The sequence below is a fragment of the Celeribacter baekdonensis B30 genome, from assembly GCF_000299875.1.
GTDB classification, from domain to species: Bacteria; Pseudomonadota; Alphaproteobacteria; order Rhodobacterales; family Rhodobacteraceae; genus Celeribacter; species Celeribacter baekdonensis_A.
The window spans coordinates 247,194-259,530 of record NZ_AMRK01000002.1; the positions used below are offsets into that span (position 1 = coordinate 247,194).

The 12,337-nt window shown below is 57.9% G+C and carries 11 protein-coding genes; 9 read left to right on the top strand and 2 right to left on the bottom strand.

What is annotated here, in order from left to right; all coding sequences use genetic code 11:
* Positions 1–90 precede the first annotated feature (90 nt).
* Genes glmU through moaA form a run of 5 tightly spaced genes read left to right on the top strand, consistent with a single transcriptional unit; the run spans position 91 to position 5,541 of the window.
* Positions 91–1,443, top strand: coding sequence for a bifunctional UDP-N-acetylglucosamine diphosphorylase/glucosamine-1-phosphate N-acetyltransferase GlmU (glmU, locus tag B30_RS04715; protein ID WP_009570874.1), 1,353 nt, complete (start codon positions 91–93; stop codon positions 1,441–1,443).
* 1 nt (position 1,444) lies between these two features.
* The gene (glmS, locus tag B30_RS04720) at positions 1,445–3,268 is read left to right on the top strand and encodes a glutamine--fructose-6-phosphate transaminase (isomerizing) (protein WP_009570875.1); all 1,824 of its coding nucleotides are present in this window, start codon (positions 1,445–1,447) and stop codon (positions 3,266–3,268) included.
* 7 nt (positions 3,269–3,275) lie between these two features.
* Positions 3,276–3,839, top strand: coding sequence for a pyridoxamine 5'-phosphate oxidase family protein (locus tag B30_RS04725; RefSeq protein WP_009570876.1), 564 nt, complete (start codon positions 3,276–3,278; stop codon positions 3,837–3,839).
* Complete coding sequence (locus tag B30_RS04730) at positions 3,836–4,480, top strand: DNA alkylation repair protein (protein ID WP_009570877.1); 645 nt, start codon at positions 3,836–3,838, stop codon at positions 4,478–4,480. The genes B30_RS04725 and B30_RS04730 overlap by 4 nt, the downstream gene beginning before the upstream one ends.
* Before the next feature lie 41 nt (positions 4,481–4,521).
* Positions 4,522–5,541: a GTP 3',8-cyclase MoaA gene (moaA, locus tag B30_RS04735; protein ID WP_009570878.1), complete on the top strand. Its 1,020-nt coding sequence runs from the start codon at positions 4,522–4,524 to the stop codon at positions 5,539–5,541.
* Between the two features lie 11 nt (positions 5,542–5,552).
* Here the strand turns inward: moaA and B30_RS04740 are convergent, their stop codons facing one another.
* A complete protein-coding gene (locus B30_RS04740) occupies positions 5,553–5,903 on the bottom strand; it encodes a DUF1304 domain-containing protein (RefSeq protein WP_009570879.1) in 351 nt (116 codons plus the stop codon).
* A gap of 73 nt (positions 5,904–5,976) precedes the next feature.
* Complete coding sequence (locus B30_RS04745) at positions 5,977–7,140, bottom strand: M20 aminoacylase family protein (RefSeq protein ID WP_009570880.1); 1,164 nt, start codon at positions 7,138–7,140, stop codon at positions 5,977–5,979.
* A 331-nt stretch (positions 7,141–7,471) separates the two neighbouring features.
* Between B30_RS04745 and B30_RS04750 the strand changes: the two genes are divergently transcribed.
* From B30_RS04750 to B30_RS04765, 4 genes are all read left to right on the top strand, one after another.
* Positions 7,472–8,479 (top strand): ABC transporter ATP-binding protein, encoded by a 1,008-nt coding sequence (locus B30_RS04750; RefSeq protein ID WP_009570881.1) that lies wholly within the window; start codon positions 7,472–7,474, stop codon positions 8,477–8,479.
* Complete coding sequence (locus B30_RS04755; RefSeq protein ID WP_040401933.1) at positions 8,469–9,485, top strand: ABC transporter ATP-binding protein; 1,017 nt, start codon at positions 8,469–8,471, stop codon at positions 9,483–9,485. The genes B30_RS04750 and B30_RS04755 overlap by 11 nt, the downstream gene beginning before the upstream one ends.
* Positions 9,486–9,536: 51 nt before the next feature.
* Entirely contained in the window at positions 9,537–11,237 is a 1,701-nt protein-coding gene (locus tag B30_RS04760) for a peptide ABC transporter substrate-binding protein (RefSeq protein ID WP_009570883.1), read from the top strand.
* Between the two features lie 87 nt (positions 11,238–11,324).
* Positions 11,325–12,332 (top strand): ABC transporter permease, encoded by a 1,008-nt coding sequence (locus B30_RS04765; RefSeq protein ID WP_009570884.1) that lies wholly within the window; start codon positions 11,325–11,327, stop codon positions 12,330–12,332.
* Positions 12,333–12,337: the final 5 nt, after the last annotated feature.

Genomic DNA, 12,337 nt, shown 5'->3' on the forward strand with positions numbered 1-12,337 from the left:
CGGTTTCACCGCAACTGGCCTTGCGGCCCTCTCTCCCATGGGTAAAACGACAGACAGATAAAGAAAAGAGCAGATCGGGACCCAAATCACATGGCCACAGCCCTCATTCTTTTGGCCGCAGGCCAAGGCACGCGGATGAACTCCGACCTCCCCAAGGTGTTGCACCCCATCGGCAACGCGCCGATGTTTGCCCATGCGCTGGCCTCCGGTGCCGCATTGGACCCTGCCCGCACGGTGGTCGTGGTTGGGCACGGCGGCGATCTTGTGGCGCGCGAAGCGCATAAGATTGACGAGGACATCCTCATCGCCCGCCAAGACGAACAACTGGGCACTGCCCATGCGGTGTTGCAGACAAAGGAGGCTTTGGATGGGTTCGAGGGCGACGTCTTCATCCTCTATGGCGACACGCCTTTTGTGTCTGAAGATACGATCTTGCGCATGGCCGAAGCCCGCCGGACCCATGACGTGGTGGTGCTGGGCTTTGAGGCCGCTGATCCGGGCCGCTACGGACGCTTGGTGATGGTCGGTGACAAACTGACCCGCATTGTAGAATATAAAGACGCCACGGAAGCCGAACGCGCGATCACCCTGTGTAACTCCGGGCTGGTCGCCGCAGACGCTAACGTATTGTTTGACCTGTTGGACCAAGTCGGAAATGACAATGCGGCGGGGGAATATTACCTGCCCGACATTATTGAAATCGCTTGGAAATCGGGATGGACAGCGACGGCGGTCTCTTGCGCCGAAACCGAAACCTTAGGCGTCAACACCCGCGCGGAACTGGCCCGCGCCGATGGCATTTTCCAAGCCGCCAAACGCGCCGAGGCGATGGAGAATGGTGTCACGTTGATGGCCCCTGAGACGGTGTTTTTCTCGCTCGACACCTATCTGGGCCGGGATGCGGTGATTGAACCGAATGTGATCTTTGGCCCCGGTGTGACGGTGGAAAGCACCGCACGCATCCGGGCGTTCAGCCACCTTGAAGGCTGTCATGTGTCGATGGGATCGACCGTCGGTCCCTTTGCACGGCTGCGCCCCGGCGCGGAACTGGCGAACAACGCCCATATCGGCAATTTCGTCGAGGTCAAAAACGCTCAGATCGGCGAAGGCACCAAGGTCAATCACCTCAGCTATATCGGCGACGCCGACATCGGCGATGGCACCAATATCGGCGCGGGCACGATCACATGTAACTATGACGGCGTCTTCAAACACCGCACCACGGTGGGACGCGATGCCTTTATCGGCTCCAACACAATGCTGGTCGCCCCGGTCACCGTGGGCCATGAGGCGATGACCGCGAGCGGATCTGTGATCACCTCTGACGTGCCAAACGGCGCCTTGGCAATTGGACGCGCCAAGCAAGTGAACAAACCTATGTTGGCGGTGCGAATGTTCGAAAAGTTAAAGTCTCTCAAAGCTAAAAAGCAAAAAGGGCAGTAAAATGTGTGGTATTATCGGTATCTTGGGAAATCATGAAGCCGCCCCGATCCTTGTCGAGGCGCTTAAACGGTTGGAATATCGCGGCTATGATAGCGCCGGGATCGCCACGGTTCACGAAGGCAAGATCGAGCGTCGCCGCGCCGTTGGCAAGTTGGCGAACCTGTCGGATTTGTTGGTGCATGAACCTCTGGCGGGGAAAACCGGCGTGGGCCAGACCCGCTGGGCCACCCATGGCGCCCCCTCCGTGACCAACGCCCACCCGCATAAATCCGGGCCTGTCAGCGTGGTCCACAATGGCATCATCGAGAATTTCCGCGAATTGCGCGCAGAGCTGGCCGAAAAGGGCTATCCCCACAACACCGACACCGACACCGAGCCGGTTGCGCTTTTGTGTCATAGCTTCATGGATGCGGGCAAAACGCCGGTGGAAGCCGCCATGGCGACGGTGGACCGGCTTGAAGGCGCCTTTGCGCTCTGTTTCATGTTCGACGGCGAGGAGGATCTTTTGATCGCGGCCCGCAAAGGCGCGCCGCTGGCCATCGGTTACGGTGACGGCGAGATGTTCGTTGGCTCAGACGCCATCGCGCTTGCCCCCATGACCCATCAGATCACCTATCTCGCAGATGGCGACCGGGCCGTGCTCAGTCGCGTGAGCGTCGAGATTTTCGACGAAACCGGCGCACAGGTCCAGCGCGAGCGTCGCGAAATCCGCATGGATTCCGCCCGGATCGAAAAAGCCGGGCACAAACATTTCATGGCCAAGGAAATTGCCGAACAACCGACGGTGATTTCCGAGGCGCTGGCCTATTATCTGGCCAATGACGGTGCGGGGATCATCCTCCCCGATCCGGGCATTGATTTCTCCGCTTTTGATCGCATCACCATGGTCGCCTGTGGTACGGCGTTTTATGCCTGTTACACTGCAAAATATTGGTTCGAACAGGTGGCCCGTATTCCCGTCGAGATCGACGTGGCGTCCGAGTTCCGCTATCGCGAACCGCCCGTCTCCGCCAACACTTTGGCGATTTTCGTCAGCCAATCGGGTGAGACCGCTGACACTTTGGCGGCTCTGCGCTATATGAAGGGCAAGGCCAAAACCATCCTGTCGGTGGTCAACGTGGCGGAAAGTTCGATTGCGCGCGAAAGCGATATGGCGCTGCCGATCCTGGCCGGTGTCGAGGTCGGCGTGGCCTCGACCAAAGCGTTTTCGTGCCAGTTGACGGTCCTCGCACTTTTGGCGCTTGAGGCGGCGTGCGCACGTGGCGAAATGAGTGCGGACACGCTGGCTACGCGCCTGTCAGAACTACGCACATTGCCGGGGCTTTTGACCCGTGCACTTGACCTTGATGAAACGCTGAACGCGGTGTCAAACGAACTGTCCGAGGCAAAAGACGTGTTGTTCCTAGGGCGCGGGATGATGTTCCCTCTGGCTCTGGAGGGCGCATTAAAACTCAAAGAAATCAGCTACATTCACGCCGAAGGTTATGCGTCCGGCGAATTGAAACACGGCCCCATCGCGCTCATCGACAGCCACACCCCGGTGATCGTTTTTGCCCCACATGACGCCTTGTTCGACAAGACCGTGTCGAACATGCAAGAGGTCATGGCGCGCGGTGGAAAAGTGTTGTTGGTCTCGGACAAAAAGGGACTTGAAGTGGCGCGCGAGGGCGTTTGGCAAACGGTGCAAATGCCCGAAGTGCCGGACCTTTTTGCCCCGATCCTCTATGCCATTCCGGCGCAATTGATCGCCTATCACACGGCGGTGGCCAAGGGCACGGATGTGGATCAGCCGCGCAATTTGGCGAAATCTGTGACCGTGGAGTAACCGCAAAATGTCGGATCAGTTTCCCAACATCAGTGACGAGCACCGCGCCTTTATCGAAGCGCAACACATGTATTTCGTCGGCACCGCCGCCCCCGAGGGCCGGGTTAATGTCTCTCCCAAGGGCATGGACAGCCTGCGCGTTATGGGACCAAACCGGATCGTTTGGATGAATTACACAGGGTCTGGCAATGAGACCGCGGGGCATCTGCCGCGCGCGAACCGAATGACGCTCATGTGGTGTTCGTTTGACAAAAAGCCGCTGATCCTGCGTGCCTATGGCACCGCCCGCTCCGTGCATATGACCGACCCCGATTGGGACGAAATGGCCGCACTCTTTACGGTGGAGCCACACATACGGCAGTTCTATGACATGACGGTCGATTTGGTGCAAAGCTCCTGTGGCTTTGCCGTGCCCTATATGACATTTGACAAAGACCGTCCGGTGCTCAGCCAATGGGGACAGACGCGGGGCGAAGACTATATTCATGACTATTGGCGTCGCAAAAACACGCAGACGATTGACGGGTTTGACACCGACATTCTGCGCCTCAATTTGGGAGAAGATCAATGACGCCACAGGACGCAATCAGCGCGCTGAACGCCGCCGCGGACCCCACCCGCGCCGCCGATTTGGGCGCACGGTTTGGGGATGGGGAGTACCTTGGCGTGGCCCCCGCCGCCCTCGAAGAGATGGCGCGCGATTGGCGTCAAACGGTGGCCTTTCCCCAACGGCTTGACCTCGCGCGCGCGCTTTGGGCCACGGGCGTGTTTGATGCGCAACTGATGGCGGCCAAGCTTTTGACACAGGCCCGGATCAAAGACGATGCTGAGATTTGGGCGCAGATTTGCGACTGGTTAGAGCAAGCTGCGACATGGCCGATCATAGACGCGCTGTCTGCCGCTGGCGGCCGTCGCATCGCGGTGGATCTGTCCAAAATGGACAAGGTGCATGCCTTGGTCCAATCCGAGCGTGGCCTGGATCGCCGCGCCGCTTTGATGTTGTCCATGCCCTTGGCGAAACTGGCCCACCCGACGGATGCCGAGAAACTGGCCATTGATGACGTGCTGTTTTGGCTGACCTATGCGCTGCAAGATGCTGACAAAGATGTATCGCGCACCGCCGAAACATGGCTGAAAAGCCTTGGCAAACACGATGTCAAACGGGCGAAGATGGTGCGGCGTGTGGTTCAAAGCCGCGTGAGCGACAGCTAATGCCCTTGGCAGAACTCGGCGCGCGCCCTAAATAGTCTGACATGTCCAACGCCCTCGCCCCACGCCTCATCGACCCATTTGCCCGCGCGATCACCTATCTGCGGGTGTCGGTGACGGATCGGTGCGATTTCCGCTGTGTCTATTGCATGTCGGAAAACATGACGTTTCTGCCGAAAAAAGAATTGCTCACGCTCGAAGAATTGGACCGGATGTGTTCGACCTTCATCGGCTTGGGGGTCGAAAAACTACGGATCACCGGCGGCGAACCTTTGGTGCGGCGCGGGATCATGACGTTTTTCGACGCGATGTCGCGGCATTTGGACAGCGGCGCATTGAAGGAACTGACCGTCACCACCAATGGCTCACAGCTCGACCGTTTCGCCACCGACCTTTATGCGGCGGGGGTGCGGCGCATAAATGTCTCGCTCGACACACTCGATGCGGCGAAATTTGAACGTGTGACGCGCTGGGGCAAGCTCGATAAAGTGCTTTCCGGCATCGACGCCGCACGCAAGGCAGGGCTCAGAGTCAAGATCAACACCGTGGCGCTCAAGGGCTTTAACGAAGACGAGTTGTTCAGCCTCACCGACTGGTGCGCCCGCGAGGATATGGACCTGACCTTTATCGAGGTCATGCCGATGGGCGATCTGGGCAATGAGGACCGCGTGGGCCAGTATTGGGCCTTGGACGATTTGCGCGCGCAGCTTGCAACACAGTTCACCCTCACCGATCTGACGGAACGCACGGGCGGTCCGGCGCGCTATATTCGCCTTGAAGAAACCGGGCAAAAGATCGGGTTGATCACGCCTTTGACCCATAATTTCTGCGAAAGCTGCAACCGGGTCCGGATGACCTGCACCGGCGAATTGTACATGTGCCTGGGCCAAGAGGACAACGCCTCTCTGCGCGACATTCTACGCGCCTCGCCCGAAGATGACGCCCCTTTGATTGCTGCCATCGAGGCCGCAATCCTGCGCAAACCCAAAGGCCATGACTTTGATTATTCGCGGCAAAAGGCGGATGGTCAGGTCTCGCGCCACATGTCGCACACGGGTGGGTGAGCTTTGAAAGCTCAGACCCAAACCACAGCCACAAGCGCGACCAATGCCGGAACGGTTTGAATAAACAGGATTTTGCGCGACGAACTGATCGCGCCATAAATCCCGGCCACGGCCACACAAAGCAGGAAAAACACCACCACATCGGCCTTTGCGGCCGCCAGCCCCCAAATCAACCCCGCTGCCAGAAAGCCGTTATAGAGCCCTTGGTTCGCGGCCAGAGCCTTGGTCGATTTGGCAAACTCTTCGCTGGTGCCAAAGGATTTTCGGGTGCGCGGGCGCTCCCACGCAAACATTTCCAGGTAGAAAATATAAACATGCAGCAAGGCCACCAAGGCGGCCAGAAAAATGGCGAAAAAAGACATGTTCACTCCCGAAAGCCGAGTTTGACGGCCCCGATCGGGACCGCCTGTTTCCTTAGCTGATCACCGTTTCACATCACGCCGCAGGCAGGCGGCTTTCCACCATTTCGGCATACCAAGAACAGCCCGCAGGCAGGGTCTCATCGTTGAACATATATTTCGGGTGATGCACCGGGGCACCGGGGCCGTTGCCGACGATGATATAGGCTCCGGGACGTTCCTCAAGCATATAGGCAAAATCCTCGCCCCCCATGACCAGCGGGTATTCCCCACAGCCGCCCGACACTTTGGTGGCAGCTTCAATCGCGTATTCGGTTTCTTGGTCGTGGTTGACCATCACCGGGTAGCCGCGGTGATAATTGACCTCGATCTCAGCCCCGTAAGTGGCGCCCACGCCCGCACAGATCGCTTTGATCCGCTCTTCGGCCTGATCACGAATGCCTGCGTCGAGTGTGCGCACGGTGCCTTTCAACAGCACACTGGCGGGCAGCACGTTATGGGCTTTTGAGGAGGATTCGATGGTGCAGACGGAGACCACGATTTGTTCGGTCGGATCGACATTGCGCGAGGCAATGGTTTGCAGCGCCAGCACAAGATGCGCGGCGGTCACGGTGCTGTCGACGGTTTCATGCGGCTTGGCGGCATGGCCCCCCTTGCCACGCACCACGAGGTCGAACTCGTCGGCCGCGGCAAAAAACGGGCCCGGACGGATCGCGAATGTGCCGGTCTCCAAGTTCGGCCAATTGTGCATGCCATACACTTCGTCAATGCCGAAACGGTCCATCAACCCCTCTTCGCACATCACCCGGCCACCGCCGCCACCCTCTTCGGCAGGCTGGAAAATCATCACGGCGGTGCCGTCGAAATTCCGGGTTTCACAAAGATATTTGGCCGCGCCCAAAAGCATCGAGGTGTGGCCATCGTGACCGCAGGCGTGCATGACGCCTGGATTTTTCGACGCATACTCCGCCCCGGTTTCCTCCAAGATCGGCAATGCATCCATATCGGCGCGCAACCCAATGGTGCGGCCTTTGGTGTCGGTTTTGCCTTTGATCACCCCCACGACCCCGGTTTTGGCCATGCCTTCGACCACCTCGTCACACCCGAACTCACGCAACAAATCCGCGACCTTTTTCGACGTGCGCGGCAGGTCGAATTGCAGCTCAGGGTTTTCGTGGATGTCCCGTCGCCATGCGGTGATTTCGGGAAGCATTTCTGCGAGGCGGTTTTTGATCGGCATTTTGGGCTCCGAGGGTCATGTGAAAAGGCCGCCCGATGGGGCATCTGGCCTGAGGTCGCGTTTAAGGGACGGCGATGACGCGCCCGAGGCAAGTGCCGATTTCGCACAGCCCCCCTGTTCGCGATTGAATAAGGTGAAAGTGATCGTGCTTTGTGCGAAGGTCAAGGGAATGTGCCACAAAATTTATCGCGTGGTAAAAAAAGTTACAAAAAACGTCACGTTGGGTCTTGCGGCCTCGGTCCGAGGTGATACCGTTTGAACAATTCAAGCCCCGGACAGCCGGAGCAAACATAACAAAAGTCAACAACACCAACAACTTGGGGGTCTGCGCATGGCCGATGGGGCCGCACCCGTGCTCAATGTCCGGGACCTGACGACTGTTTTTAAAACACGGTCCGGTGCCGTTCATGCCGTGAATTCCGTTTCCTTCTCGCTCAAGCCCGGTGAATTATTAGGCATTGTTGGCGAGTCTGGTTCGGGCAAATCCGTGACGATGATGTCGCTCATTGGGCTGATCCCCGCTCCGCCTGCGATTGTGTCGGGCGAGGCGGTTGAATTTGGCGGCCTTGATTTGCTGACAGCACGCGACGATGAGCTGCGGCGCATTCGTGGCGCACGCATCGGCTTTGTCTTCCAGGACCCGATGACCTCGCTGAACCCGGTGTTCACCATCGGCTATCAGATCATGGAGCCACTCAGAAAGCACATGGGGATGACCAAACCGGAGGCGCGCGCGCGGGCGCAGGCGCTTTTGGAATTGGTCGGCATTCCTGATGCCGAGCGGCGGTTGAAAGACTATCCGCACCAGTTTTCCGGCGGGATGCGCCAACGGGTGATGATCGCCATCGCGCTGGCCTGTGATCCCGAAGTGTTGATCGCCGATGAACCGACAACCGCGCTCGATGTGACCATTCAGGCGCAGATTTTGGAATTGATGCATGAGCTGCGCGCCAAATTGGGCATGGCGGTGATTTGGATCACCCATGATCTGGGCGTGATTGCCGGCATCGCGGACCGGGTGTTGGTGATGTATGGCGGGCAGATTGTTGAACATGCCGATGTGCGCGACCTGTTCAAACAGCCGCGCCACCCCTACACCCGCGCATTGTTGCAAACCGTGCCACGGGTACGGGGTGAACGCGCCGAGCGGTTGGAAGTGATCGAAGGCCAGCCGCCGATCCTGCATGCCGCCCCCTCAAGCTGTTCTTTCGCGGCGCGCTGCCCCTTTTCCTTTGAGCGTTGCCTGCGTGAAAACCCGGCCCGATTTGAGGTTGGCCCCGGTCACGATGCCGCCTGTTTTTATGATTTTGATGCCGGAGGCCCGCGCGATGTTGGATGATCCGAAAGTGTCTAAAATCCTGGTCGAAGTGCGCGATCTCAAGATGCATTTCCCGATCCACGCCGGTGTTTTGAAAAAACGCGTTGGCGAGGTGAAGGCGGTCGATGGCATAAGCTTTGACATTTACGAGGGCGAAACGCTTGGCCTTGTGGGCGAATCCGGTTGCGGCAAATCCACCGTCGGGCGGGCGATTTTGCGGCTCTACGACATCACCGAAGGCTCGGTGAAAATTGACGGCATCGAGATCGGTCATACGCCGCAGTCAGAGCTGCGCACCATGCGTCCGACGATGCAAATGGTGTTCCAAGACCCGCAAGCCTCGCTCAATCCGCGCATGTCAGTGTCCGCCATCATTGGCGAGCCCTTGGACGAGCACACCAAGATGAGCAAGATTGAGAAGCGCGCCAAGGTGATGGACCTGATGGATCAGGTCGGGTTGAACCGTGATTTCGCCAACCGCTATCCGCATGAATTTTCCGGCGGTCAAAGGCAACGGATCGGCATCGCCCGTGCCTTGGCCCTGAATCCGAAATTCATCGTCTGTGACGAACCGATTGCCGCACTTGATGTGTCGATCCAAGCGCAGGTGGTAAACCTTTTGGAGGATTTGCAGGCCGAACATGGCTTGACCTACCTGTTTATTTCGCATGACCTGTCGATGGTGCGCCATATCGCGGACCGGGTGGCGGTGATGTATCTGGGCCGGGTGGTCGAGTTGGCCAGCCGCGAGCAACTGTATGAAGCGCCCAAACACCCCTACACCCAAGCGCTGTTGTCCGCCGTGCCCGAACCCGATCCATGGATCGAGGATAAGATCGAGCGGGTGATTTTGCAGGGCGATGTGCCCTCCCCCGCCAACCCGCCGAAGGGCTGTAATTTTTGCACGCGCTGTCCGCAGGTCATGGAGATTTGCAAAACGGACGAGCCACCGACTTTTGAGATCGCACCCGGCCATGTGACCGCCTGCCATCTTTATTCCGCAACAAACACAGAGAGCGCCAGTTAAGGCGCCGGCCCACCGAGGACAAAAAGAGCATCCAACAAGGAGAGGTTAATTATGAACTTCAAAACAGTCTTAATGGGCGCAGTGGCGGGTATCGCCATGGCTCCCGCCGCTTTCGCAGAACGCGGTGCGGACGGCCACGTCAATATCATCTATTGGCAAGCCCCTTCCACGATGAACCCCTATCTGTCAGGCGGCACCAAGGAGCTTGAAGTCGCGTCACTCGTCCTCGAACCGCTGGCGCGTTACGACGAAACCGGCGCGATGGTGCCGTTTTTGGCCGAAAGCGTACCGACCGTTGAAAACGGTGGTGTCTCCGCAGACCTCAAAACGATCACATGGAAGCTCAAAGAGGGCCTGAAATGGTCCGATGGCTCCGATCTGACCTCCGCAGATGTGAAATTCTCTTGGGAATATTGCACCTCGGAAGGTGGCGGTTGTGCGCAGTCCGAAAAATACAATGACGTTGAAAGCGTCGAGACCCCGGACGATCTGACCATTGTGGTCCATTTTGCTGTCGCCAAACCCTTCCCTTATGGACCTTTCGTCGGCGCACAAGCCCCGATCATTCAAAAAGCGCAGTTTGCCGATTGTACCGGCCCTGCGATGGCCTCTTGCACCGATCAAAACTTTGCCCCCATCGGAACCGGCCCGTTTGTGGTGGATGAGTTCAAGACCAACGACGTTGTGTCGATGTCCGCCAACCCGAATTACCGCGATCCGATGAAACCGGCCTTTGCAACCGCGACCGTCAAAGGCGGTGGCGATGCCGCAGCCGCAGGTCGTGCGGTTTTGGAAACCGGCGAATTTGACTACGCATGGAACCTTCAGCTTGCCCCCGACGTGTTGGCCGATATGGAATCCAAAGGCAAAGGTCATTTGGAAGTCTCCTTCGGCACGCTGGTGGAACGTATCATGGTCAACTACACCGACCCCGATCCGGCCCTTGGGGAGGAGCGCGCCACCGCGGCACATCCGCACCCGATCCTGTCCGACAAAGCCGTGCGTCAGGCGCTGTCCATGGCGATTGACCGCGAATTGTTGGTCGAAATCGGTTATGGCGCGGCGGGTAAAGTGACCTGTAACGTGCTTCCCGCTCCGGCAATCTACGCCTCGACCGCCAATGACGCCTGCATGACTCAAGACATCGAAGGCGCGAAAGCACTTTTGGAATCCGCTGGCTGGGTTGACTCCGACGGCGACGGCATCCGCGAAAAAGACGGCAAGAAACTGGCATTGTTGTTCCAGTCCTCGACCAACGCCGTGCGTCAGGATTTCCAAGCGATCATCAAACAGTGGTGGGAAGAAATCGGTGTCCAAACCGAGCTGCGCAACATCGACAGCTCCGTGTTCTTTGGCGGCGATGCGGGGTCTCCCGATACGTTCCAAAAGTTCTTTGCGGACGTCGAAATGTATGCCAACAACTTTGATGGCACCGACCCCGAAGCCTACATGGCCAACTGGGAATGCAAACAGGCCCCGCGTCCGGAAACCCAATGGCAGGGCAACAACATGCCACGTTATTGCACCCCTGAGTTCGACGCGCTGGTGGCTGAAATGGCCAAAACCGGCGAGCTTGAGAAACGTGCGGAACTTGCCAAAGCGATGAACGACATGTTGATGCAAGACTATGCGATCATCCCGCTGGTCTATCGCGGTCGTGTCTCTGCGGCCTCCAACACTTTGGGCGGCGTGATCATGAACTCGTGGGATTCCGAGCTTTGGAATGCCGCCGATTGGTATCGCGAAAAGTAATGCACTGATCTCTGGGTGTCCCGTCACATCATGGCGGGGCACCTTTTTATTTCATCCAAGACAAAGACCTGAACCGAGGCGCCGCCCATGCTCAATTACACGATCCGTCGATTGCTGATCTCTATTCCGACGCTTCTGTTCATCTCTTTGGTGATCTTCCTTTTGCTCGACTTGGCACCGGGCGATCCGATGTCTTCGATCCCGCTCACCGTGCCGCCCGAGGTCAAAGAGAAAATGCGCGAAGCCTTGGGCCTTGGCGAACCCGTTCACATTCGGTTTTTGAACTGGCTCTACCAATTCTTTGTCGTTGAGCCGCAAGTCGCATGGGATCACCTGTTCGGCACCGATTTTGCCGAGGGAAAACAGCGGATCATCTCGTTCCAATCGCGCTCGCCGGTGATGACCGTGGTGGCCGAACGCATGCCGCAAACGCTTTGGGTTGTCGGCCCGTCCTATGTCATCGGCATCCTGATCGCCCTGCCGATCGGCATTATTTCCGCCTACAAACAATATTCGTGGTTCGACCAGATCGGCACGTTCATTTCGATGATCGGCTTTTCGATCCCCACCTTTTTCTCTGGCGTGTTGTTGATCGTGGTCTTCTCGGTGATCTTGCAATGGTTCCCGTCGATCTATGACACCACCCACACCGTCACCGACTGGGGCAGTTTCTGGTATCAAGTCAAACAGATGATCATGCCGGTTTCGGTCCTGGCGCTGTATAACGCCGCGCAAATCTCGCGGTTCATGCGCGCGTCTATGTTGGACAACCTCAACCAGGATTACGTTCGCACCGCCCGTGCCAAAGGCATGTCGGAGAAAGTCGTCGTGCTCTCCCATGTGCTGCGCAATTCGATGATCCCGGTGGTCACCGTCATTGCGCTGGGTGTGCCGACAATTTTTGGCGGCGCGATCATCACCGAGCAGGTGTTTCAAGTGAACGGTCTGGGACAGATGTTGATCACCGCCATCTACGCCTCTGACGCGCCGATGGTGCAAACCCTGACCTTCATCTTCGCCGTGCTTATCGTTCTTTTCAATCTCATCGCGGATATTCTGTATGGCATCCTCGATCCCCGCATCCGCTACGACTGAGGCCC

What these genes read in the sequence shown, in the direction of transcription:
- B30_RS04755 (WP_040401933.1), top strand. Translation starts at nt 8,469, where the DNA reads ATGTTGGATGATCCGAAAGTGTCTAAAATCCTGGTCGAAGTGCGCGAT.
- B30_RS04740 (WP_009570879.1), bottom strand. Translation starts at nt 5,903, where the DNA reads ATGTCTTTTTTCGCCATTTTTCTGGCCGCCTTGGTGGCCTTGCTGCAT.
- B30_RS04750 (WP_009570881.1), top strand. Translation starts at nt 7,472, where the DNA reads ATGGCCGATGGGGCCGCACCCGTGCTCAATGTCCGGGACCTGACGACT.
- B30_RS04725 (WP_009570876.1), top strand. Translation starts at nt 3,276, where the DNA reads ATGTCGGATCAGTTTCCCAACATCAGTGACGAGCACCGCGCCTTTATC.
- B30_RS04765 (WP_009570884.1), top strand. Translation starts at nt 11,325, where the DNA reads ATGCTCAATTACACGATCCGTCGATTGCTGATCTCTATTCCGACGCTT.
- glmU (WP_009570874.1), top strand. Translation starts at nt 91, where the DNA reads ATGGCCACAGCCCTCATTCTTTTGGCCGCAGGCCAAGGCACGCGGATG.
- B30_RS04730 (WP_009570877.1), top strand. Translation starts at nt 3,836, where the DNA reads ATGACGCCACAGGACGCAATCAGCGCGCTGAACGCCGCCGCGGACCCC.
- moaA (WP_009570878.1), top strand. Translation starts at nt 4,522, where the DNA reads ATGTCCAACGCCCTCGCCCCACGCCTCATCGACCCATTTGCCCGCGCG.
- glmS (WP_009570875.1), top strand. Translation starts at nt 1,445, where the DNA reads ATGTGTGGTATTATCGGTATCTTGGGAAATCATGAAGCCGCCCCGATC.
- B30_RS04745 (WP_009570880.1), bottom strand. Translation starts at nt 7,140, where the DNA reads ATGCCGATCAAAAACCGCCTCGCAGAAATGCTTCCCGAAATCACCGCA.
- B30_RS04760 (WP_009570883.1), top strand. Translation starts at nt 9,537, where the DNA reads ATGAACTTCAAAACAGTCTTAATGGGCGCAGTGGCGGGTATCGCCATG.